Origin of the sequence: Confluentibacter flavum (assembly GCF_002843175.1) — a bacterium.
Taxonomy (GTDB): domain Bacteria; phylum Bacteroidota; class Bacteroidia; order Flavobacteriales; family Flavobacteriaceae; genus Confluentibacter; species Confluentibacter flavum.
Genome location: NZ_PJEO01000042.1, coordinates 39,298 through 63,675 on the forward strand (window position 1 = coordinate 39,298; position 24,378 = coordinate 63,675).

Consider the following 24,378-nt stretch of genomic DNA (forward strand, 5'->3'; position numbering starts at 1 on the left):
GACAAAAGCCAGATTAAAATAATCTGGCTTTTTTTATTGTTGTTGTTTTTGAACAAAACTCAACTTTTGCCTAACCGCTTCATGGCTACCCATTGTTTTAGCATTTCCCTGGCTTCTTGGGCAGGATAGCCCAGAACCGTTTGACCCGCAGCAACATCTCCCATAACACCAGAGCCTGCACCTACGGTTGCTCCAGAATGTATAGTCGTATGGTCTTTTATGGAGGCACTGCCCCCAATTATCACACCATCTCCTAAAGTTACAGAACCTGCCAAGCCACTATGTCCGGCCATGATGCAAGAACGTCCCATAATACTATTATGGGCTATTTGCACCAAATTATCAATTTTACAACCATCCCCAACAATAGTTGAGCTAAACTTGGCTCGATCCACACACGAGTTAGCGCCTATTTCAACATAATGCCCAATAATAACATTGCCTATCTGTGGTATTTTTGTTAGGCCTCTACCATCATCACTCGGGCGATATCCAAAGCCATCAGCACCAATACTCACATTAGTATGGAAAATACAATGGCTTCCAATAATACATCGCTCCCGAATGACTGTTCCCGACCAAACAATGGTAAAGTCTCCAATAGTGGTTTCATCAAACACACATACATTAGGATATAAAATAACGTTGTTTCCTAAAACTACATCTTTGCCTATATAACAATTAGCACCTATTTTACAACCGTTACCTATGGTAGCGGATTTATGAATAACAGCTGTAGGGTGGATATCAACCTCAAATTCTGGGGATTCCGGATTGAATAGCTCTAAAACTTTTGCCATCGCCAAATCGGCATTCTTGACTTTAATAATAGCGCAATTTTCTTTATGTTCTAAAGTTAAGTTGTCATTTACAATAACAGCACAAGCTTTTGAGTCTGCCCACTGTTTTATATATTTTGTGCTTCCTATAAATGTAATTTGTGTATTGGTAGCTTTTTTTAGTTCCTCAGGACCTGTAATTTGTTGTGTGGTATGTCCAACTAGTTCGCCTTTTAAAACGTCGTTAATTTCATTAATTGTATAAGACTTCATAAGTGGGTTTTTAGATTAGTTTGGTTGGATTGTTTGGTAAATCTAATGGAAATATTTGTAAAAATGCCTTTAACTAATCGTCAATTCTATTGTCATCAAATGCTGAAGGCAATAATTTTGGGATGAATTTTATAACCAAAGGCAGTAATAATGCACCGCCTGGAAGCATAAATATAGCAAGACTCGGTATAGATTTAAAAATATCCAAAAGCTGTTCTTGTACTTTTTTTTGTTCTTTTGGTGTTAGATCCCTCCTGGTAGACTGTGTGAGAAGAACCATTAATTCCTTACTGTTTTTTAACTCTTGGTACAAACGTTTGCTATTTCTAGTAATGAGTTTCATGACCATTTTACTCGAGTTGTCGTAAAAACTATGTACGATGTTTTTTGAGCTCAACAAGGCAATATCATTTTTATGTTTAGTATAAAATTGATTGATAGCTAAAATAGATTCTTTAATTCTATCTGGTGTAATATGTAAGTCCGTACCTAATTGAACGAGAAATTGTTGTTCTTTTTTATCAATTTTTAAATCGCTCCAAGTCGCCATGCACGCTAAATCCAGAACGTAATAGGTCTCGGTCGTGTTTCTTATATAACCGATGGCTTCAGGGTATTTTAAATGCGTATCATCTTGATACCTTAGTGAAGCATCAAAAAGCTTTATTAAACTTTCGTCGTAGTGGTTTTTGCTTTTTTTAGAATTTAAAGCATCCAAAGAAATGAACGCAATAGACGCCTCTAGATTTTTAATATGGGTTATTGAAATATTTTCCCGATTTAAATATTCTTGATAGGCCAATAGGTCAATATATAACAACGCATTTATAATAAAGTAGTTGAAATTTTTGGTAATAACATTGGTGTCTATTTGAATGCGCTTATTTATGATTTTTTCAAGAAGGTCATGAGAATTTTTATTACCCAGTAAATCCTTAAAAAAAGATGTTTTATGCTCGTTGATTATTTTATAAAAATCTACAACGGTTTCAATAAAGGCTTTTTTCGAATTTGTATTGCTGTGAATATAAAGAAAAGATAATAATAAATTGACTTTACAAAGCTCTTCTTCGGTAAGATCATTCTTATGTATGGTATTGGCAATCACTTCCACATTGCTGCCATATATAAAGCCACACGTTCTCAGGGCATCATAAAATTCAATGTCATTCAACTCCAAGAATGAATTGTTCTTAACAACGTCTTTGAGTAATTTTTTTATCCAACCATTAGCTGATGGATTCATGGCTTTATTTCTTTTTGCTGCAAAAGTAATGTTTTAGAGGTGAAATTTGCAAATTTTCATTTTAACAAATTTTTAACAAAACCGATGTTTTCATTATTGCGTAGGTATGAGTGAGAATCGAAAATAACAAATAACAAAATCTCAAAAATCATGAAAAATTTAAAAAAAGTTTTAGGAATTGGAATTATAGCGATAGCTGGATTCTTAGTAGTAGTAGCGGCAGACCATATAGATGCGCCTGCCGTTCAAGGCGGTAACAGTGATGTTACCGATTTTTATGCCTTTCAAGGTGAGAATACGAACAATATGGTGTTTGTGGCCAACGTACAAGGCTTGTTAAGCCCTGCAGCAACTAGCAATGCTTCTTTTAGCGAAAATGTTTTAATTGAATTTAATATTGACAACGATGGCGATTTTGTTGAAGATTTGGTAATTCAAGCCATTCCTAGAAATGGTAAAATGTATTTCTTTGGACCTGTGGCTCCTTCACAAACAGGACTTAATAGTACCATTGCTGTAACATCAGCTGTCGGTGGAGTCGTTGATATTACTACAGGATCTAATGCTGTGGTGGCAACAAATGCTGGAATGAGCTTTTTTGCTGGCCCGAGAGACGACCCCTTCTTTTTTGACTTTGCCCAATACTCTCAAATCATTGGCGGTATGGCAACAAGTTTTAACAATCCAGGGTCTGATACGTTTGCAGGAAGCAATGTACTATCTGTTGTAGTTGAAGTGCCAAAATCCTTGATTGGTGGTTCAGGAACTATAAACACTTGGGTAGAATCAAAAACAAAATAATAACAAATAATCTTAAAAATTAATATTATGAAAAATATAAATATAGTAGCATTGGCTATAGCAGTTTCGTTAATGGCATTTAATTGCAATAATGATGGTGATAATAAAATACCGACTGGTCCAGATTTTTCGGGAACTTACACCCAAGCAGATCAAATGGGTAGACCAGCCGTAAACACGGTATTTGTGTCTTCTGGAAGCAAAGATATGTTTAATACAACTATACCTTCAGCTCAAAACGCAGCATTTCAAAGTATGTTTGAAACTAATTTAACAGCTTTAAGTCCAGCCTATGCAAATCCAGGCGATCAAAATGCACTAGGACTTGATGCCGCTGCTTTCACAGGGGTATTGGCGACCGATGTTTTAAATGTGTCTTTAGATGGAACCACCACATTTTTTGATGGAACCAATGTGCTAACTGGTCGTAACCTAAGTGATGATGTGATTACCGTAGAATTACTTCTAATTTTTGGTGGTGAAGATTTTACTGAAAATCCAACCTTAAGTGATGACCATGTAGATGCAAATGATAAACCTTTTTTGACCTCATTTCCATATTTAGCATCCCCTTGGATGTAGTTTAAATGTCCTTAAATCAGAGTATGCTGCCTACAGGCATACTCTGATATATTACCTACAAAAAACAAAACCTAATAAAAACAACGATTATGACACGTCATTTTAACCTTATTATATGTGCTTTGTTACTACTAATTAATAGTTGTAAAGAAGCCCCTAAAAAAATTACAGACTCAATAGATTACAATGTGTATTTAACACCTGTTGAGAACGAGATGCTGCAATTAACCCAAGAGGATTTTAAGTTTTGGGAAGAAAAGCTAGAAAAAGAACCTGCACAGTTTCCTTATATGGTTAAGGCTGCAGCATCTCAATCTCAATTATTTAAAGAAACTGGCCATATTGAAGCATTAATTCAAGCAGAGCAAAAATTAGTTCAAGCCAATGAAAAAACAAATTATAACACACCTAGTTATTTAAGAGCTTTGGCAAGAAATTACATCTCTCAACATAGATTCCAAGAAGCGCTAGCTATATTAAAAAAAGCTGAAATTATTGGAGAGGGTTTAAGCGCAACACAAAAAATGCTTTTTGATGTGCATCTGGAATTGGGCAATGTGGATAAAGCAAAAGCATATTTAAACAAAATTGAAAATTATAAAGATTTTGATTTTCTTATTCGTTTATCAAAATGGAGCGACCATAATGGTGATTTGGATAAAGCTATTTTGTATTTAGAAAAAGCGACTGAAATGGTTGAGTCTTCTCAAGATAAATGGTTAATGCAATGGGCATATACTAATTTGGCTGATTTTTATGGGCATAACGGACAAATTTCAGCGTCTTATAATTACTATTTAAAAAGCTTAAAGTTAAATCCTAATGATGCGTATGCTAAAAAAGGAATTGCATGGATTGTTTATTCTTATGAACGGAATCCTAAAGAAGCTTTACGAATTTTAGATGCCATCATGGTGCAACATAAATCACCGGATTATTATTTGTTAAAAGCTGAGATAGCGGAGTATATGAATGATTACAATGCGAAACAAACTTATTTGGAATCTTATTTTGCTGAGGTCAAAAATGACTATTATGGCCATATGTATAATGCTTACAATGCGATTCTTTATACTGAAGACTTAAACAAGATTAAAGAAGCCACTGATATAGCCTTAACAGAAATTAAAAACAGGCCTACACCACAATCTTATAGTTTGTTAGCTTGGGCATATTTTAATTATGGAGATGCTAAGGAAGCCTTAAAGATTATGGAAGAACATGTGGCCAATAAAACCTATAGTCCAGAAACATTATTCCATTTAGCTAAAGTTTATAAAGCCAATGGAAAAGTAAAAGAGGCCGAAGCTTTAAAAGAAGAATTGTTAAAAAGCACTTTTGAATTAGGCCCATTAATGGAACAAAGAATTAATAACATTTAATAACAATTCATTTTTAAAAAAGCTTGTATGGGATTGACTATTAATTTGAGGGAGTTAATAAATGAAGTGAAAATTCAATTTTAAGGTAACCTAAAGTTTGGTTTTGGGTTTTTTTGTTAGGTGGAAAGTTGCCCGGTTACAGATATAATCGGGCACTTTCTTTATGTTAAAGTGTGTTTTTAGCGCTTAAAAGTATCATTAAAGAAAACCAGTTGATATTTAATGGCATTTGTCCAATAATTCCAATTATGTGTTCCAGGTCTTTCTATATAATCGTGAGCAATGTTTCTCTCAACTAATTTATCATGAAGTCTTTTATTATCATCAAAAAAGAAATCATCATACCCACAGTCTATAATGATTTTTAAATCGGCATCCAGTAAATAAACCAAATTGATAACACTATTTTTTTCCCAATTTTCTTTGTTCTCAGGATAGGTCCCTAAACGTTTTTTGATATCCCAGTTGTTTGGGAAGGGACGAATATCCACACCGCCACTCATACTGCCAGTAGCGCCCCAAACATCTTGATGTTTAAAAGCAAGATATAGCGCACCGTGACCGCCCATACTTAGTCCTGTAATGGCACGACCATTTTTATTAGGGATGGTTTTATAATTCTTGTCAACACCTTCAATTAATTCGTTAGATACATAGGTTTCATATTTCATCTGGTCATCAATAGGACTATCAAAATACCAACTGGTAACACCACCATCGGGACAAACAATCATAATATTAAAATCGTTGGCATATTGCTTAACTAAAGGCGCTTTAGAAATCCAGTCTTTAAAATTTCCTCCTGCGCCATGAAGTAAATACAATACAGGTAAACGCTGATTATTGCTGGCATAATTATCAGGAGTAATTACCATATTTGGAATATTTTTATTCATCGATTTACTAAAAACCATCAAGGTGTCAACCTGTGATGTTGCAACGTTTATAAAAAATACATGGATGGTTAGTAATAGGAGTGTTGTTTTTAATTTAATCATAATTGGTTTTGGTTTAGTTTAAATTGTTGTTTCGTCCTAAAATATGGTAAGTGGTGGTTTGAGCATTTCTTTACTAAATACAAATAAAGAATTAAGAAGGTGCCTACAACGCACAACTTACTACTGTCCACGCCATTTAACAAAGGGCGTGATCATTGCTTGTGTTATTTTCTGGCTAATTTTAAAAGTAATGAAGTTTTATTCAGCTGTAGTTGGGTCAATAATTGTTGATACTTTACTAACTGAATTTGCTGGAAATCCACCTTGCTTTGCATGTTCACGAACCATGTCTTCATTTGGCGCATTGTAAACACAATAGATTTTATCAGTAGTAACATAACTATGAACCCATTGAATTTGAGGTCCCATATTACTTAACACGCCACAAGACGTTTGCGAAATGCCTTTTAACTGTTCGGCAGTCAATGTTCCTGCACCAGGAATGTTTCTTTCAATTACATATTTTGGCATGGTCTTAAATATTAATTATTTCGCCTACTCTGGTCAGTTTTCGGCCACCCCGTTATTGCATTTACACGTTATGCCTATTGCGCAACTACACAAATATACCCAAAACAGTTTTTGCTTAGATGACTTTTTTTGTTAATTTACTTGATGCAATAAAAAAAAATATACATCCTTAAAATGCTGTCACTAAGTTCAATTTCATAGCTCAATTAGGGAACATAATTACTACAGCTTGTTGGGTATAATGGTATGTTGGTTGCAAAGTCACTAAATATTTTGAATGGTTATTCTTCTTTTTTCTTTTAATGCTTTAAAATGCGATGGGGTCAATCCGGTTACCTTTTTAAACTGCGATGATAAATGGGCCACACTGCTGTAATTTAGTTTATTTGCAATTTCGGAAAAGGTGTCTTCTCCAAAAATAATCAACTCCTTTATCCGTTCAATTTTTAATGCAATAATATACTGTTCGATGGTAGTGGCTTCAATCTCTGAAAAGAAATTGGCTAAGTACGTGTAACTATGATTCAATTCTTCACTTAATAGAACAGAGAATTTAATATTTGGCCTGTTCTCTGAATTGGAAACATAATCAACCATAACTTTTCTAATCTTCTCAATCAACACACCTTGCTTTTTTTCTAACAGCTCCATGCCTGCTTTCTTGATTTGGGTATTCAGTTTCCTTTTGTCGTCATCAGAAACATCTTCCTTGGTGTCTATTTCACCCAATTCAACCTTAGCGGGCGATATCCCAAGTTCATCTAAAGCTTCTTTAACAAATATTTTGCAGCTTTCACAAGCCATGTGTTTTATGTAGATCTTCATAAATTATTTCTTTTAATTTTTTATTGCACTAATACTAGCGCTAACACTTGGCTAATTGAGTGCGTATAACTTTTTTGGCTGTGGTTTCGTTGCGTTAGAAGAGTATTAATCGTAGTAAAGATACAATTAACGTTTATTTTTACGTGTTTTTTCCGAAGAATAAAAGCGAAGTGAACCAGCGGAGGCAAATAAGGACCTTACATTGAAAACGTGGATTGTAACTGAGTTAAAAAAAGGCATCTTAACTCAGTTCTTTTTTTTTCGTTTTGTTTGCATCCTGTAATTAGAATTCCAAAAACCATAATTACTGATACGATATTTGTATTAAACGTAATTTCTGTAATGGAACACGGAAATTTTATAACATATTAAAAAAGTTATGAAACAAATCTAAAAATTAAAGAGATAAATTTGTTTTGTATATTCTATAGCCAAATTACGAATGGTGTAACAACAACACAAAATGGATAAAATTATTAAAAAATACTATATACCAGATACTGAATTTTATAGCCAAATAATAGATAGCTTACAAGACTATGCCATTTTTACGGTGGATATAGAATTAAACGTGAATAGTTGGAATTCGGGTGCTAACAAAATATTTCAATATTCCACAGAAGAGATCATTGGGAAACCATTTGAAATCATTTTCACGGAAGAAGATAAAGTAAACGGCATTCCTAAACAAGAAATTGAAATCGCTTTAAAAGACGGCAGATCTAACGATATACGTTGGCATTTATGTAAAGACGGCAGTACATTTTATGCCGATGGCTTAGTATTTCCATTAAAAGATGAAAAAGATGTAGTTATTGGCTATGTAAAAATATTGCGCGATATTACTGCAAGAAAAGCATCAGAAGATGCTATAAAAAAATATGCAAAAGAGTTAAAGGAACTTAACACTCATAAAGAAAATGTGCTAGCCATTTTATCGCATGATTTAAGAAGTCCGCTTGCGGGTATCATTCAAGGTGCTGAATATTTGAAATTGAATTTCGATACCATTGAAGCCGATGTCGCTAAAGATTTGCTGGAAGAATTTCATAAAGCAGCCGTAAACGAATTAAATATGTTGGATTATCTGGTAGAATGGGCAAGGATAAAATATGCAGCCGACGTATTTGTGCCCGCTAAAATAGACCTTCTGCAGTATGTAAATAAAGTTTTTGATTCATTAAAAGAAACCGCAGCCATCAATGCCATCAATTTTCATAATGATATCGAAGAAAATAGCAGCGTATTTGCTGATGAAAAAATGCTCATATCCATTCTTCAAAATATCGTGTCCAATGCCATAAAACATTCACATAAAGGTGGAAAAGTGACCGTATCAGCTAAAAAAAGTGAAGACATGCTTATTGTTGAAATAAATGATACAGGCAAAGGAATGACTAAAGACATTCAAGATACGCTTTTTACGCCTCAAGTAAAATCGCTTTCCAAACCAGTTGAAGAAAACAAAGGAGCGGGTATAGGTCTATTATTGGTAAAAGGCTTTTTAGAAAAAAACGGGGGACGTATATGGGTTGAAAGTACAGAAGGTAGTGGGTCGTCTTTTTATTTTACATTGCCTATTAATAAACCTTTAGATACCATTGATGTTTTAGAAGAACCACAGGAGATTGAGAGTATATAAAAACGCTATATTCTCATTCGATTAAGATTAAATTGAGTCTTCCAAACCTTAAATAAGCCCTTGATTTTGGTTCTCTGTCTTTCAAGGAAGTACTGTCGTGTCAAATTTAACGTTCATTAAATCCGCAGTAAAAAATTTTTTCTATCAAAAGAATTCACTTCATATAAATGCGTAGCGGTGACTGCTTTGTATAATAATTGTTTGAGGATATTAAAATCATCGGATTTAGTAATATAAATATTTGCTCCATTACCAAATGTATCTTCCATATCTTTTTCACTAGATGATGTTGAGTAAATAGCGATGGAAATATTTTTAAGTTTTTCATGGCTTCTAATTTCTTTCAAACATTCCAAACCATTTTTGATAGGCATGTTAAGGTCAAGAAAAATGAGATGGGGCAGTGGTGTTTTTTTTTGCGTGAGATAAGCCATCAATTCCATACCGTTATTAACGGTTTTAACAATGGGCTTTAACTTCAATTCTTCTAGTGCTTGCTTGAATATAAGTCTGTCGTCTTCATCATCATCTGCAAGTAGAATATGGAATGGTTTGTTGTTCATTTTTAATTTTTTTTATAGTGAAGCAGGAATATAAATATCAAATATTGTCCCTTTATTCACCTCGCTTGTTGCGGTAATGATGCCGTCGTGATTGTCAACTATTTTTTTTACGATAGCAAGGCCAATGCCGGTACCGGCATATTGTTCTTTGCCATGGAGTTTTTGGAAAACTTCAAATATTTTTTCGCTGAATTTTTTTTCAAAACCAATACCGTTGTCGGTGATGGTGATATGGCAGTATTCTTTTTGTAAAGGAAGGTTTGCGTCATTTTCTTTACTGTATTTTATATTACGGCTCTCTATTGTTATGTGAGGCGGTATGTTTGGATTTGAAAATTTGAGCGCATTGCTTATAAGATTGTGCATGAGCTGGCGAAACTGAAAAGGAATAATATGGACTTCGCAGATTTCCTTCAATTCTATCACAGCGTTTTTTTCCGCAATCGCTTCTTTAAATTCTATTAAAACGTCTTCTATAATGAGGTTCAGGTCCGTGGTTTCAAATGTTCGTTCTTCAGCACTTACACGAGAGAAGGCAAGTAAATCCTGGATGAGTTGCCGCATTCTTTCTACTGCCTGTTGCATCAAATGGAAATAATTTTTTCCCTTTTCAGATAATTTATCATTTTCATTTTCTAGAATAATCCCCGCAAAGGTTTTTAATTTCCGAAGTGGCTCTTGTAAATCGTGACTAGAAACATACGTGAATGCTTCAAGTTCTTTGTTCATATTCAGAAGTTCTTGGTTTTTATGTTCTAGCGATTCATTGGCTTCTTTTAATTCCTGTGTTCTTTCGGCAACCGCGTTTTCTAATCTTGTTTTTTCCGTTTTACGCTCATTAATTTCTTTCTTGAGCAATTCTTTCTCTCTTAGTTCTTTTTCTGCTATCAGGCGTCTTACTTCCGTAATATCAGCAATAATAAGAAGGATTAATTGTTCACGATGTGTTTTTTGGATTAAACGGCTGGCATTAAGCGACATTATTTTTTCGCCTAAGTCCACGAAGGTGTGCTTAACTTCGTAATTATAAAAGGGTGAATTTTTGGGTATGATGTCTTCAAGTAATTGACGTAGTGCGGGAATGTCCCATTGTTTGTTGCCCAAATCATATAAAAGGACACCCTCGGTTTGTTCTTCGGTAACACCAAATTTTTCGTAGAATGCTTTGTTGGCCGATTTTACACGAAGGTCTTTTCCTAAAATAAGCATGGGTTCATGCATGGTGGAAACGATGGCATTGGAATATTCATACGATTCATTAAGCAAATCGTTGCGTGTTTGCAATTCCTGATTGGTGGTGGTGAGTTCTTCGTTGGCAGATTCTATTTCTTCTTTTGAAGTTTCCAGTTCTTCATTCAAGGTTTGCAATTCTTCGTTGCTTGAAACCACTTCTTCGTGGGCACTTTGCAATTCTTCGGTAAATGCTTCCTGCTCTTGTGAGATAGAAAGCGCATCGCTATGTGCTGTTGCTAATTCCTGTTCTAATTTTTTTATCCTTCGGTCTTTTGCCGCCCCGATAGCTATCGGGACATTTTCTCCGTTATTGGCCTGCTGAGAATAAATTTCCGTAGGTTCCTGTTCGGTAAAAAGAATAAGGAGCAAGGGTTCGTGCCATTCTATGGGAAGCGGAACAATTTCTAAACTTATAATTTTTACGGTCGAATTTATCTTCACTTCAATGCCGGTTTTGCGAAAGATTTCTTCCGTTTTAATAACTCTTGAAATGGCATTGCGTAATTCAAAAGCAATTTCAGGTCGTGCCATTTTTAAAATATTAAAAGTGGCACGGCCTTTTGGGTGTGTGAGGAAAACATCGGTTATGCCGCGAAACTGAATAATTTCCATTTGGTGATTGATAACCACACTGGCAGGCATAAATTCGGCAACAAGCATGGCATCAATAGCTTGGTCGAGGCCCTTTTGATTAATAACGGTATTTTGCTGTGTTACATTGCGATAAACTAACGGAACATTTTTTTTGGATACAGTTTGATGGGTTATACGGGGTGAAAGTTCAGGTAGCCGCTGTGGGCCTAAATTTATTTTGCGCGAAAATATTTTATACTTTTTATTGGTGATTGTAAAAAGATTCGTTGAGTGGCTAATGTTTTCTGATTTGCCGAGCATTAAAAAGCCATCGCTGTTTAAGGCATAATGAAACGTGTTTACCGCTTTTTTTTGTGCAACGGTATCTAAATAAATAAAGAGGTTGCAACAACTTATAAAATCAAGACGCGAAAAAGGCGGGTCGCGTAAAATATTATGCGGTGCGAACACACAAATATCGCGTAGGGCCTTGTTCACACGAAAACTACCGTCTGCTTTTGTAAAAAATCGCTGAACACGCTTTGGTGAAACGGTTTCTAATTCCTCTTTGGTGTAAACACCAATGCGGGCTTTGCCTATGGCGCATTCACTAAGATCGGTTGCAAAAATCTGAACAGGTATGTTGGTGTTTAGGCTTTCCTGGATCTCAATCAGCATAATGGCCATGGAGTAGGCTTCTTGGCCTGTGGCACATGCCGGTATCCATATGCGCAGCGAGTCTCCCAAAATTTTACTTTTGATCAATTTTGGAAAAAGACTTTCTTTTAAATATTTGTGCGTGTCGGTGTCGCGAAAAAAACTGGTAACATTAATAAGCAAATCCTGAAAAAGAATATCTATCTCTTCTTTTTTTTGGGTAAGCAGTTTTGCATATTCTTTAAGGTTAGCTATTTTATACAACAACATTCTACGAATAATGCGTCTTTTAATGGTGTTCATTTTATAGGCACTGAAATCAACACCTGTGGCTTTATGTAATAGATTGAGAATAATTTTTAAATCAGGATCTCTATTGTCAATTAAATCCTCGCCATTGGTTTTTGTACCGTTGGCTTTTACAAGCGGATGCTTGCTCAGTCGCGCCAACTCGAGTGCAATTTCCTTTGGGGATAAAATAAAGTCAACCACACCTGCAGAAATTGCAGAATGGGGCATACTTGTAAATTTAGCCGTATCGTCTTGCACAAAAGTTAAGCCGCCCTCGTGCTTAATGTCTTTTAAACCAATGGTGCCATCGCTTGCGCTACCTGAAAGGACAATGCCGATAACGCGTTCTTTTTGAGCCTGGGCAAGTGAGGAGAAAAGAATATCTATAGAAATGGCATTACTGCTTTCTGATCGGGGAATTAGTTTAATGTGTCCGTCCGTTACTTCAATGCCTTTGTTGTACGGAATGACAAACACATTATTGGGTTTAATTTTATCCATATCGTCAATCTCCTGCACTTTCATTGCAGTCTTATTAGATAAAATTTCAGTCAGCATACTTTTGTGATCGGGACTCAGGTGCTGCACATAAATGAAAGCCATGCCTGTGTTAGATGGTAGGTATGTTAATAACTCTATCATCGCTTCCAAACCTCCGGCAGATGCGCCAATGGCAACTACCGGAAAAGAATTTTCTTTTACTTCCTTTTTTGGAGATGATTTTTTTTTGATTGAATTGGATTTCATATCATAAAAGATTAACTTTTTAAGCTTCTAAGTAAATATTTTTCTTTAGGTGGTTGTGAACTGTTTTTTTCTGATATAAGCAAGAGCGCTTTTTGAATTATTTTTCTGAGTTCAGAAAAATCCGCAGGCTTGCAGATGTAATGATGTGCCCCTTTTTTGTAAAACTGGTCGGCAACGCTTCGATCACAAGAGGTTGAGAAAATAATTACAGGAAGCGATTTTAGTTTATCGTTGTTTTTTATTTCTTCGAAACAGGCGAAACCGTTTTTACGTGGCATGTTGAGGTCGAGAAAGAGAACATCAAAAATGTTCTTTGAATTTTTTAGGAGGAGTTGCATGAGCTGTTCACCATCATGCACTAAAGTGAGGGTGGTTTGTAGTTGTAGTTCATCCAATGCTTCTATGAACAACAGACAATCGTCTTTGTCGTCATCGGCAAGAAGTATGTTGATATGTGTATAAGCCATCTTGTTAAGTTAGTCATATTTACTTGAAATAACTATGAATTAAGCAAATATATTTAAAAGAAGCGAACTGTAATAAGCAAAATCAGAAGTAATTCGTCTTACACACAGTTGTACATAGTTTTATATAATTTTAAAAGTTCATTGAAAGGCCAATTCCTTTTCCATTATACGTGTCCTTTTAGCCATTTTTTATCTTTTTGCACAGCTCAAAAAATAGCACAAGTAATAACCATCAAATCAATGGACTTGGTTCCTGCTCTAAAACAGTTCAATATAATCTGTTTATTTTACTAAACTTTTAAAAGCCGATCCAAAAATTAAATAACTGGTATTTCCACCAATCGTGCCCTCGTTTTGTCCCCACAGAAATGGCCAGTCGTCGTAGTTTTCAAAGTGATCGGGTTGTCTGAATAATATACCCGGAGCAACATTGCCTGGAATAAATGAGAAATCAGCCCTGTTATTACCATAAAAGACAGCTTTGGGACGAGTGGCGCCCACCGTTGCCACTAACGAATAATTGTGATACGGATGGCAGCCAAATAGCCAGTTGGTGGTTTTAAAAGCATGGCTAGCGTCGATAATATCAGGGAAATATTTGCTAGCAAAGCAAATGGTAGTACCAAAACTCACCACACCTCCACCGCCTGCCCAATTACCAAGACCGATAGGTACTCCATAGGGATTATCTTTTTCAAGCCCATCGATGTATTCTTTGTACTTTACAACATATGGCCGGAGCTTTTCTTTATAAGATGCGTCCATGTGCGGTATGGCATCTAATGCTGTGAGAAGGCCGAAATTAACGTTACGCTCAAGTGCAGGCCATAAAAGTTCCTGAAATTTATCGATATATTGTTTTTCACCAGTTGCGATGTAAAGTTGAAGATTGGTGGCCATATTTGCAGATCCACCTCTCCTGTCAGGGCGATCCTGTGGTTGATTGGCAAGTAACTCGGTTGCCTCTATTAGAAGCCTTTTTGACTGTTGCAAGGCTCTTTCCGAAAGATCATCGTTATAACCTTTCAACGCTCGGCTTGTTGCGGCAAACATGGTTGCTGCTCTAAGATCGAGGCTTGGGTTGCGGCTAGTAAATGCCCACAAATCATCTTTAACGCCGCTCGACCGTCCGTCAGGGGCTACTTCGTAAGGACCAAGGTTCGGATTATAAGGAAGGCCGTCAGTTAATGAGGCTGCGTCACCAAGGTGATGGTAATTATCGAGAACCGAGTTAGAGAGCGTTTGTGTCATATGGCCGATAATTTCTGCCTGAGCTACCAGGTTCAAAGTTCCATGCTCGATAAATTGCAATACGTCTGGTATCCCATCGGGTCGGTGAAGATCAACATAACGTTGCTTCTGATCAACAAAAGTTTGATCGCGTAAGGGTTTGAAATATTCCCATGTTTGGACAAAGTTCTGCACAACACTAATGTTCGATCCTGTTTCGATATCAAAATCTCCGGCATCGAAAAAACCGCCTATGTTTAATCCAGGGATTTTTTCCAGTGCTTTATACTTGGTATCGGTTGTTGGTCCTTGTGCATGGAGGTCGAAGTGATCGGTGTTTGGCGGAGCCTGAAGATAACCGTCCTTAAAAGGTTCGCCATGCCACACCCTATAAGCCTCGTTCACAAACATGTGATTCATATGTATTGGGATCCATATATCGCTGGTGGCGTCGGTGATCTTATCGTAAACGTTATTTTCTATTAAAAAGTTATTTGTTTTAAAGTCGCCATACTGGATATAGTATATGCCGGGGGTGTTAACGGAAGAAAAATCGAATTTTACATAGTGATATTTATAATAGTCACCCCAGGAAGCTATATTGCCACTGAATACTTCGGCAGCATTGCCGTCGTCACCTATTTTATAGATTGATGCTTTTGCAAGCGGTTTGTCTTTTTTATCGAGTTCAATAACAGAGACTTTTTGTTGCGAAGGAAGATAGCCCACTTGAGAGAAACCAATATTTGGCTCTCTTAACCAACCGTTAATGGCATTTGGTTCAATGGTCCAGGTTAAAACCTTGCCTGTTTTTCCTGCCGGAAGTAAACTGCGAACTACAAACCAGCCATTTTGTGCCAGCATGCGGCCATCGAAAAGCATAATATCAGCATCATGTGAGGTGATTTTAACCAAACGTTCGGGTTCATCGGGTGCAAGCAGAAAGGTACGACCAGTTTCCAAAGGAAGCGGATCGATAAATTTACCGGTACCCCTATCATCGTAAGTTACATACCCCTTAAATTGCTTGAGTTTTTCACTGTTTGGCCTCGTAATGGTGTTGCCTACCACATAGCGTGGGAATCGATTGATACGTCCATCCATCACATAGGTCTTTGCCCAATATTGCGAGGGAAGAAACTCAAGATTAAATCCGGCACTCCCTTCAAGTGCTTTGGGAACGGGTTTGTCAAGGTAAACAGATATCTCAACACCTTTACCCTTAGCCGTGACAACCACACGGGAATCAAAATCGTAATCTTCATACCTTAACGTAGCTTCGATGGTATTCGACGCACGGTCAACCTTTCGGTTTGAGATTGCAGGAACAAGATCCCACTGCTCTGGCGTATTGGAAAGTCTCACAGCGCCACCTTGCGAAGTTCTCACGCCGTGGTGAATCAATTCTATACCAGCGGTCTTTTCATCATTAAAACCTCCTGTAAAAAGGTTATTGTACACAAGAATATTGACACCTTGCGTCTCGAAATACTCAAGATCATTGATTTTCAAATCCTGGCTCGATGCATTATGGAATGACGCTAATAGTAGCAGTAAAACTGATAAAAATGTTAGTCTTTTCATGTGTATGTAATTGATTTTCAAAGGTCACACGGAATGTCCGAAAAACATTAAAACTAAACTAAGCCTTAATTTTCCTTCCAATATTTACTGTCGGTAGGTATAGCTCACTTTATGGACATGTCATATTGATTAAAAATTAAAAAAATAATCCTCTATTTGACCCCGGTTGCTTTCTTGTAAAGATACGCAAAACAGTCTTAAATTCAATGGCAAATGAGTGATCAAAAGTAGTACAGGCTAAAATTATAGTGCAACTAAGTTTGTTTTCAAACTAGATTAAGATTGCTTGTTAAATTAAATAAATTTGAATTTGAATCGGTTCTAATTTTAGGGAACACGACAGTTGAACCTGTTAGGCTGAAGACTTGCATCTCATACATTCCAAAAAACAATACCCAAAAGGCATTTTTTTTGGTGCTTTAATCAAAAGTTCCTTATCTTTCTAGCAGTCCTTGAGTATAATAGCTAAAACCAATATTACTTGAAAAAAATACCCGTTTTAAAAAATTTTGTGAATCGTCAACAATTTCAGGATGATTATCGTTCCATGTTTTCAAAATTGGATAAGGATATACCAGCTGGTATCGTGGTATTTTTGGTGGCATTACCGCTTTGTTTGGGTATTGCCTTGGCCAGTGGCGCACCGTTAATTTCTGGGTTGATCTCTGGAATTATTGGTGGTGTTGTGATTGGTTACCTGAGTAAGTCTGGAACCAGTATAAGTGGCCCGGCAGCCAGTGTTTCAGCGGTGGTATTGCTAGCTATAAAGGATTTAGGAAGTTTTCAGCTTTTCTTAGGAGCTTTGATTATTGCCGGGATCATTCAAGTTGTATTGGGCGTTGTGAAAGCTGGAATTCTTGCCGACTATATGCCCAAAAGTATCATCAAAGGCCTTTTGGCCGGTATTGGCATCATTCTTATACTATCCCAACTCCCGTACACCATTGGATATGAGTTCGACAAAAGTAAAACGCTCATTTATTCCGAAGATTACTGGAGCAATGTCCTATATATGCTATCGGAATTTCTCAATGCCTTTACCATTGGCGCCATTGTGATTTCTATTATTTCCTTGGGTATTTTAATTTATTGGGATAAAACGCCATTGAAAAATTTTAAATTGATTCCACCTGCCTTGGTCGTGGTGATTTTAGGGGTTCTGCTCAACCAGCTTTTTAAATATGCACTTCCTTTTTTATACCTTGATGGAATTCATTTGGTGAACATTCCGGAAGTAGATAGTATACGCACCTTTTTCACATTTCCAGATTTTACTGGGTACAATAAGCCCAAAGTTTGGACAACAGCACTAACAATCGCCATAATTGCATCAATTTCCACATTATTGAATATTGAGGCAACCGATAATATTGATAAATTAAAACGGAGGACCCCACCCAATCGTGAACTTATTGCCCAAGGTATTGGAAATACGCTTTCAGGTTTTTTAGGTGGTATTGCCATCACGTCTGTGATTGTTAGAAGTTCAGTAAATATTGAAGCTGGTGCCCAAACAAAGCTCAGTACCATCATACATGGGTTTCTGTTGTTGTTAAGCGTGTTGTTTTTGAGCCATGTACTTAATTTGATTCCTTTGGCATCCTTGGCCGCCATTTTACTTGTTGTGGGTTATAAACTGGCCTCTGTAAGTGTTTTTAAAAATTTATATAAACGTGGCTGGAATCAATTCTTACCATTTGTGTTAACCGTGGTATTTATTGTAGTAACCGATGTACTAACAGGCGTTTTAATCGGTTCGGCATTAAGTATTTTCTTTCTGCTTAGAAGCAATTATTACAATCCATTTTACATTGAAAATATAAAATATATACAAGATGAGGTCATTAAGTTGGAGCTATCAAACGAGGTTTCCTTTTTCAACAAAGCATCCATTAGAAACACGTTATGGAGTGTACCAGATAATAGCAAAGTATTGATCGATGCCACTTTTACAAGTTATATAGACCCTGATGTTATTGATATTTTAAACGATTTTCAAAATACGGTGGCCGTAGACCACAATATAGATGTAAATATTATCGGATTAAAGGATTCTTACGTTTTAGGTGAAGAAATTGATTTTTACAAAAAAACAAAGGCAGAAATCAAAGCCAAGACAACGCCCAAAGAAATTTTAGAATATCTAAAAGAAGGCAGTACTACCTACGCCAGTAGAAATTTAATGTCGCGTAAGGTAACCTCCAATAATCTGATGGACCATCTCAATGAAGATCCATTGGCCGTTGTGGTCACCTCTGTTGATTTACGTGAACCACTTAACATGATGCTCAACACGGCTATTGGTGATTTGGTTTCATTACGATCTGCTGGCCACATTCTTGATAACCAAAGTATTTTGAATTTAGAGATTTCTTGTCGGGACCAAGGTGCCAAATTAGTTTTGTTTTATGGCAATTCCGATAATGAAGTTATTAAAAAAGCGCTTAAAAACCATCTTGACCATAGGGCGTCAAACTTATCGCTTTTGGTTGATGATGCCTTGAAAAGCACACAATTTTCTAACCGTGATTTGAAGTCGGAATCCTTAGATGAGTTATCAAACGAGATTGTTAACTTCAACATTGAAAAGGCGCAATCTGACCTGGTAAACAACAGTAGTTACTTCAAGGAAGCCTTAAGCAAGGGTACTGTGGGCATTGCTTCAGCTTTTTTTAATAGGGATGATAATACCATTGTTTTTTCTGAACTCTATTCCGTTGAAAATAGTTAATTGATTACTAATTTTTTCGGCTTGCAAAAAGCAGCAATTGTGGTTAGCCATGGTTAGCAGCAGTAGCTCTTATTTAGATTTATTTAAAGTATAGATTCCTCCACCTAAAAGTATAACAGCTAAACCCAAAAACAGATAACCTTCTGTTTTGCCCGACTCGTCGGAAGCTTCCACCTTTAGCCCTAAAAGATTTACTGACTGAGTACTTTCCGAGATTTTATTATACGCTAGATAACCCATTACTAAACTTACAATAATCAATATAGCTCCAATAATCTTATTTGTTTTCATGTTTTGATTTTTAAATGTATTTATTATAGCGTCTCTTCCGATTCGAGCGGCGCGGCAATTGCTACTAACGTGTTTGTGGACGAGGATTTTCCGAAGGACACGAGCGAAGCGAACTGGCGCAAGCAAAATCTGAAGCCAGCAAAAGGGCAACAAACTTTGTGCTAGCTAAAATTAACAATTTTTTATACACGGCTTACGTTTTTAAGAATGAATCCTTAAAGAAGTATTTAAAAACCAAAAACAATAGGTAAGGCACAATTACCAATACCAGAACAGTAAAAGGTAAATAATCGATTAAATCGTCTTTATAATCAAATAAATATTCTATAAGTACAGTTCCAGATACATAAAGTACAGTTCCAGATACATAAGGTACAAACAATCCAGCAATGAATATAATTGCCAACACAATTTTAATATAATTGTTTAGTTTTTGTCATTTTATCCTAGTACTTTTTATTTTTCAGCGTAGATGCTTTTTGAAGGGCCATATTTTTCAGTGTGCTCTTTGGCCATTTTTTGCCCTTTACTAATTTCTAAATGCGAGATATTAAAATGTTTGATAAGATTCCAAGATCTACGATAGCGCTCATCAGGATCTTGAGCTGACAAAAGCATCCATTTATATGCAATTGATAGATCATTAGGCTTATCATTTATGTAGTTTTGGTGATATGCTCCTAAAGAAAATTGAGCTTCAGAATAACCTTCTATAGCTAATTTCTGTAAAATCTCAATCGGACACTCGTATTTACTAAATCTCAACTGACTTAAAAGATAGGTTGCTTTTTCATAACCTTGTTCTGCAGCCATTAAAAGCCATTTTTCGGCTTCGGCTCTTTTTTTTGGGCTACCATACTGATACCCAAAGTATGCCTTGCCCATTTTAAATTGTGCTTCAGCATCTCCATTTTCGGCTTGAGCTTTTAATTCTGAACTAACTTGTTGAGCATTTGTCTTCAATGAGATAAAAATTGATAGCGTAAAAGACAAAAACAATAGTTTAAAATTTCCAATCTTCATAATATCATTGCTTTAATATTGGTTGTAAAACAATATGGTCTTCAAAACCTGAATAATAATTTGCTAAATGGCCTTTTGAGGCAGGCCATTTAATAGAGCTTGGTGTCACTTTTATAAAAAGGGTATTATCTTCATTTTTTTCTAATGTCCATACCGAAAAGAAATAGCCCGACATCATATAGAGATCAGGAATATATGAATGTTTTTTCTTCTTCTTTTTTTTACCTAAAGGTTCAATCTCTTCAGATTCGATACCTATTAAAATAACCTTTAAAGTGTCATCTTCATTGTAAATATAATTGTATAAATAAGTGAAATTTAATTTATAGGAATCCTTAATATTAAGATTAACAATTAACTTCCCGTTGTTAAAATCGTACGAGTGAACAATAGAATCTTGTTCAACTAAATAAGTGCCTTCCAGATTTTCTAAAGATTGAGCATATAATGAAAAGTTAAAGAATAGCGAAAAACCAAAGAGGGAAGATATGAGCTTCATGGTATAAACTTAAAAACAACTAAAGGTAATCTATTTTTAATCAAGCTGTTTTAGGAAAGTTCATATTTTTATTGCCAACGTGTTCGTGTATGATTAGTTGCGTGGTTAAGCACTAAATTTAGCAAATAAAAATCGAATAGAAAATCCGCGAGGATTTTCGTAAGCAAGCCAGAACCTAGCAATTAATTATACACGGTGTTGGCAACTGTTTTTTTATTCATTCTATAATGTAAATTCAGAAAACGAATTCCGTAAAAATTCAGATTATGGTCAGCTCTCAATACATTTTCTTCGTCTTCGTAAACTCTAATCCATTCGTGCATTGATTTTACAAATTTTGCCCAATATTCTCCTTTTTCATTTGTTAAGGTAAAGTAAAATCCATTATCTCCGAATTTTTTTCCATCAGAGCAGAGTAGAAGTGAGCCATCTTTCTCAACTTTCTTTGTCATAACAACAGAAGCATTTCCATTTGGCAATGGGAACACAACTTTTAGAAGTGGTTTTTCGTAATTCGGATTATTACAAGTTGTGTAAATTCCTGAATAAATTACATCGTTTGTACTTTTTATTATTCTATACCAAATTGTCCATTTGGTTTCCTTTGTTTTTTTGTCCTTTAATTTGATTATTTCACTTTTCAGTCCTTTTGCGGTGTCTATTGAATTGAGGGGTAAATTGAGTTGTTGAAGCCGTTTACTAAAAATCAAATAAAGAAGTTTGCCAAATGGTTTAAAAATACCTTTCCATTCAGACCAAACTTCAAAATCGTAGTTTGAAGTATTTTCATAAAAGTCAGCAACTTTGTCGTTTAAACGAATTTTGTCTTGGTTAGTAATTCCGATTTGCTCCATTTTTTCGAGAAGTCCAGAATTTGGTAAGTTTTTTTGAATTTCTAAATTTTCTTTTTGCGCTAATTCAAAAATGAATTTATCCTTAATAATATCTATGTTTCCAATTGGTCCAATTAACCACTCGTACTCGTTAGGATTTATTCTTTTTCCTGTGGTTTTTACCCAAATTTGAGTGATTTTATCTTGTATTGCCATTAAGTTCGTTCAAATGGTTGCCAACGTGTATGGAAAGTTGCGTGTTTGAGGGCGAGGATTTTCCGAAGGAAAATCGGAAGCCGGCAAACAGGCAACAACCTTTGTGTTAGCTAAAACTAGCAATTTTTTATACACGGTGTTGTGTGTAGTTTTTTATTTATATTCCATTTTGTCAAATTCCAGAAACTTATTGGTAAATAAGTCAATTTCTTTTTGACTATTAAATTTAATTACTAAAGTAAAAATTATTGCACCGATTACAAAGAACACAGGTATTAAGAAATTGCCTTTAATTAGAAGAATTATTGAAGTCAAAATTCCGAATATTAACAAGGTTTTTGCTGCGATATTCGTCGGAAATTTTAAGTCTGACTTCACGACATATTTTCCGTTTTCATTTAAAATTCCAATTATCCTTTGATTGTTTGGAAAATGATTTCGATGCAACTCAAACTTTTCAGATTCCACAAATCCACTGTAAAATCCATTTACAATTAACAGATTTAGGATTTTTAAGGATTTATCATTTTTTGTTAATGTCTGTCTCATTTCTCAAATTACACACAACGTTTAGTATAAAGGGCGTTTTAATGCCTTTTATACATTGTTAGGCACTGGTTTTAGTTCTTTTCGTTTACTCCAATAATATATAGCAAAACCAATAGCAACGATTGGTAGTACAATTCCAAATTCATCAATATAATAAGCTGTGTTGCCCGTATCTTCAGTTAAAGGTGTGAAAATCCTTTGAATAAATAAATTATGACTAGCATGAAGTATTACGGCAGTCCATAAGCTTCCTGACTTGATACGAAACCAAGTATAGATGAAACTCATACTAATAATTAATACCATAAAACAGGACATTGCATACCATGATGGTGTTCCACTATTGTAATCAGCAAAGAGTAAAATTGGTAAATGCCAAATCCCCCAAATAAAACCAGAAATCAAGGAAGTTTTTGTAAATCCTTGGGTTTTGTAAAGTTCTGGCACCAAAAATCCACGCCAGCCAATTTCTTCCCCTAACGCACTTGAAGCACTTCGGATTGTACCGAAAATTCCGAATAAAATGAAGTAGAATGCTATTATAAATCCGCTTCCTATTTCGCCAAAACCAAAAGAGTTAGTAAGCCTAACAACGTATTCCTTATCATAGAAGCCTCCCCAGCCAAATACCCATATAACTAGATAAGCAATGAGCGCATATATAAGAGGAATTAGATAACTCCATAATTGATACTTTGTTTTGCCCCATTTCCACCCAAGATCAGAAATATTTCTCTTTAATATTTTCATAGTAATCAAAGCAGAAATACCAGGACACCACATTATTCCCATAGTAAATTGTCCCCATCCACTGCCCAGAGTACCAGAATAAATTATTAGAAAATAATAAATTGAACTTAGGGCCAATGTAATTGAAAGAAATATTCCAATGGGCTTGAATTTATTCTTAGTCAGATTCTCCATGATTATTTAGATTAGTCTATGTTAGCTTGTGCCTAACGTGTTCGTGTATGGAAAGTTGCGTGTTTGTGGGCGAGGATTTTCCGAAGGAAAATCGGAAGCCAGCAAACACGCACCCAACTTTGTGCCAGCTAAAACTAGCAATTTTTTATACACGGTGTTGGCATAAGTACTTTTTAATTCATATTTTCTATTACTAAAATATCTTTTTCAAAATATCTTTTATTTTCAAAATAATTTAATTTAATAGAATCGGAAGTAATTGAGTCTTGATAGAAATACTCAACTAAAATTCCTCTTAATTTTTTTTTACCAATTGAATTGAAATATCTTCCAAATATTGCGGTTTTACCAAAGTCAGTTGTTAGTCCGATCGAATTTTTCATCTCATTTTCTAAATTTAGATTAAATGTCGTATCCAGATTTACTTCTTTTAGGTTAGAAAAGTCCTCATTAAAATTAATTGAATAATCTTTTGGAACAACAACAAATATATTTGAGTTTTTATTTTTAAAAAGAGGAGTTGTCAAGTCGATTTTAGCTCTAATTGGTTCGTTTAGTCTAATAGTATCTTTCTCGAAAACTATTTTAAAATGACTCCCTTTATTTTTCAAAGTATCTCCATTCTTGTCGAAAACCCAATCTTGGTTTATATATGATTTTCCATTTATCTTTATATATTCCACTGTACTATTTAAGATTCCAGTAGAATCATAATAATTCCATATTCCAATAGGTTGATTATTTTCAAAAGTCATTCCTTGGGATTTTAGAATGCCATTGGGGAAATAATACTTTTTTAAGCCGTCGAAATTGTCCGTAGAATTTTTAATTTCATTTTTACAACAAAGAAAAAACAAAAAAAAGGGTAGGGCTAGAAATCTTCTCATTTGGTTTTTCAGTATTTATGCCAACGTGTTCGTGTATGGAAAGTTGCGTGTTTGGGGGCGAGGATTTTCCGAAGGAAAATC

At 35.3% G+C, this 24,378-nt stretch carries 20 protein-coding genes and 2 pseudogenes; 5 read left to right on the top strand and 17 right to left on the bottom strand.

Annotation, left to right across the window (positions count from 1 at the left end):
- Positions 1-59: 59 nt before the first annotated feature.
- Positions 60-1,052 (bottom strand): UDP-3-O-(3-hydroxymyristoyl)glucosamine N-acyltransferase, encoded by a 993-nt coding sequence (gene lpxD, locus CSW08_RS11635; RefSeq protein WP_106660055.1) that lies wholly within the window; start codon positions 1,050-1,052, stop codon positions 60-62.
- A gap of 73 nt (positions 1,053-1,125) precedes the next feature.
- Complete coding sequence (locus CSW08_RS11640; protein WP_106660056.1) at positions 1,126-2,298, bottom strand: LETM1-related biofilm-associated protein; 1,173 nt, start codon at positions 2,296-2,298, stop codon at positions 1,126-1,128.
- A gap of 150 nt (positions 2,299-2,448) precedes the next feature.
- Between CSW08_RS11640 and CSW08_RS18515 the strand changes: the two are divergent.
- The 3 genes and pseudogenes from CSW08_RS18515 to CSW08_RS11655 all read left to right on the top strand — a co-directional run.
- Positions 2,449-2,676 (top strand): annotated as a pseudogene (locus CSW08_RS18515) (DUF4331 family protein); the annotation flags it as partial.
- Positions 2,677-2,757: 81 nt separating this feature from the next.
- Positions 2,758-3,681, top strand: a pseudogene (locus CSW08_RS18385) (DUF4331 family protein).
- A gap of 89 nt (positions 3,682-3,770) precedes the next feature.
- Positions 3,771-5,063, top strand: a complete 1,293-nt coding sequence (locus tag CSW08_RS11655) for a tetratricopeptide repeat protein (RefSeq protein ID WP_203226884.1) — start codon at positions 3,771-3,773, stop codon at positions 5,061-5,063.
- 179 nt (positions 5,064-5,242) lie between these two features.
- Here the strand turns inward: CSW08_RS11655 and CSW08_RS11660 are convergent, their stop codons facing one another.
- The 3 genes from CSW08_RS11660 to CSW08_RS11670 form a co-directional block, all read right to left on the bottom strand.
- On the bottom strand, positions 5,243-6,061 hold the full coding sequence (locus CSW08_RS11660) for an alpha/beta hydrolase (RefSeq protein ID WP_106660059.1): 819 nt from the start codon (positions 6,059-6,061) through the stop codon (positions 5,243-5,245).
- A gap of 198 nt (positions 6,062-6,259) precedes the next feature.
- Positions 6,260-6,532 (bottom strand): DUF4242 domain-containing protein, encoded by a 273-nt coding sequence (locus CSW08_RS11665; protein ID WP_106660060.1) that lies wholly within the window; start codon positions 6,530-6,532, stop codon positions 6,260-6,262.
- Positions 6,533-6,796: 264 nt separating this feature from the next.
- Positions 6,797-7,357 carry a helix-turn-helix domain-containing protein gene (locus CSW08_RS11670; protein WP_106660061.1) on the bottom strand — a complete coding sequence of 187 codons (561 nt, stop codon included), beginning with the start codon at positions 7,355-7,357 and terminating at the stop codon, positions 6,797-6,799.
- 463 nt (positions 7,358-7,820) lie between these two features.
- Between CSW08_RS11670 and CSW08_RS11675 the strand changes: the two genes are divergently transcribed.
- Entirely contained in the window at positions 7,821-8,999 is a 1,179-nt protein-coding gene (locus CSW08_RS11675) for a PAS domain-containing sensor histidine kinase (RefSeq protein ID WP_106660062.1), read from the top strand.
- A gap of 116 nt (positions 9,000-9,115) precedes the next feature.
- Here the strand turns inward: CSW08_RS11675 and CSW08_RS11680 are convergent, their stop codons facing one another.
- From CSW08_RS11680 to CSW08_RS11695, 4 genes are all read right to left on the bottom strand, one after another.
- Positions 9,116-9,562, bottom strand: coding sequence for a response regulator (locus CSW08_RS11680; protein WP_106660063.1), 447 nt, complete (start codon positions 9,560-9,562; stop codon positions 9,116-9,118).
- A gap of 12 nt (positions 9,563-9,574) precedes the next feature.
- Positions 9,575-13,063 carry a chemotaxis protein CheB gene (locus tag CSW08_RS11685; RefSeq protein ID WP_106660064.1) on the bottom strand — a complete coding sequence of 1,163 codons (3,489 nt, stop codon included), beginning with the start codon at positions 13,061-13,063 and terminating at the stop codon, positions 9,575-9,577.
- 11 nt (positions 13,064-13,074) lie between these two features.
- Entirely contained in the window at positions 13,075-13,530 is a 456-nt protein-coding gene (locus CSW08_RS11690) for a response regulator (protein WP_106660065.1), read from the bottom strand.
- Positions 13,531-13,812: 282 nt separating this feature from the next.
- Positions 13,813-16,344 (bottom strand): cellulase N-terminal Ig-like domain-containing protein, encoded by a 2,532-nt coding sequence (locus CSW08_RS11695; protein ID WP_106660066.1) that lies wholly within the window; start codon positions 16,342-16,344, stop codon positions 13,813-13,815.
- Between the two features lie 481 nt (positions 16,345-16,825).
- On the opposite strand from CSW08_RS11695, the gene CSW08_RS11700 reads away from it, so the two are divergent.
- Positions 16,826-19,075 carry a bifunctional SulP family inorganic anion transporter/carbonic anhydrase gene (locus CSW08_RS11700; RefSeq protein ID WP_106660067.1) on the top strand — a complete coding sequence of 750 codons (2,250 nt, stop codon included), beginning with the start codon at positions 16,826-16,828 and terminating at the stop codon, positions 19,073-19,075.
- Between the two features lie 69 nt (positions 19,076-19,144).
- Here the strand turns inward: CSW08_RS11700 and CSW08_RS11705 are convergent, their stop codons facing one another.
- The 8 genes from CSW08_RS11705 to CSW08_RS11735 form a co-directional block, all read right to left on the bottom strand.
- The gene (locus CSW08_RS11705) at positions 19,145-19,366 is read right to left on the bottom strand and encodes a hypothetical protein (protein ID WP_106660068.1); all 222 of its coding nucleotides are present in this window, start codon (positions 19,364-19,366) and stop codon (positions 19,145-19,147) included.
- A gap of 193 nt (positions 19,367-19,559) precedes the next feature.
- A complete protein-coding gene (locus CSW08_RS18125) occupies positions 19,560-19,772 on the bottom strand; it encodes a hypothetical protein (RefSeq protein WP_157831474.1) in 213 nt (70 codons plus the stop codon).
- A 50-nt stretch (positions 19,773-19,822) separates the two neighbouring features.
- Entirely contained in the window at positions 19,823-20,329 is a 507-nt protein-coding gene (locus CSW08_RS11710; RefSeq protein WP_157831475.1) for a tetratricopeptide repeat protein, read from the bottom strand.
- Between the two features lie 64 nt (positions 20,330-20,393).
- Positions 20,394-20,888, bottom strand: coding sequence for a hypothetical protein (locus CSW08_RS11715; RefSeq protein ID WP_106660070.1), 495 nt, complete (start codon positions 20,886-20,888; stop codon positions 20,394-20,396).
- 182 nt (positions 20,889-21,070) lie between these two features.
- Positions 21,071-21,937, bottom strand: coding sequence for a hypothetical protein (locus CSW08_RS11720; protein ID WP_106660071.1), 867 nt, complete (start codon positions 21,935-21,937; stop codon positions 21,071-21,073).
- A gap of 153 nt (positions 21,938-22,090) precedes the next feature.
- Positions 22,091-22,486, bottom strand: coding sequence for a hypothetical protein (locus tag CSW08_RS11725; protein WP_106660072.1), 396 nt, complete (start codon positions 22,484-22,486; stop codon positions 22,091-22,093).
- A 48-nt stretch (positions 22,487-22,534) separates the two neighbouring features.
- On the bottom strand, positions 22,535-23,410 hold the full coding sequence (locus CSW08_RS11730) for a CPBP family intramembrane glutamic endopeptidase (protein WP_106660073.1): 876 nt from the start codon (positions 23,408-23,410) through the stop codon (positions 22,535-22,537).
- A 173-nt stretch (positions 23,411-23,583) separates the two neighbouring features.
- The gene (locus CSW08_RS11735) at positions 23,584-24,165 is read right to left on the bottom strand and encodes a hypothetical protein (RefSeq protein WP_157831476.1); all 582 of its coding nucleotides are present in this window, start codon (positions 24,163-24,165) and stop codon (positions 23,584-23,586) included.
- Between the last annotated feature and the right edge of the window lie 213 nt (positions 24,166-24,378).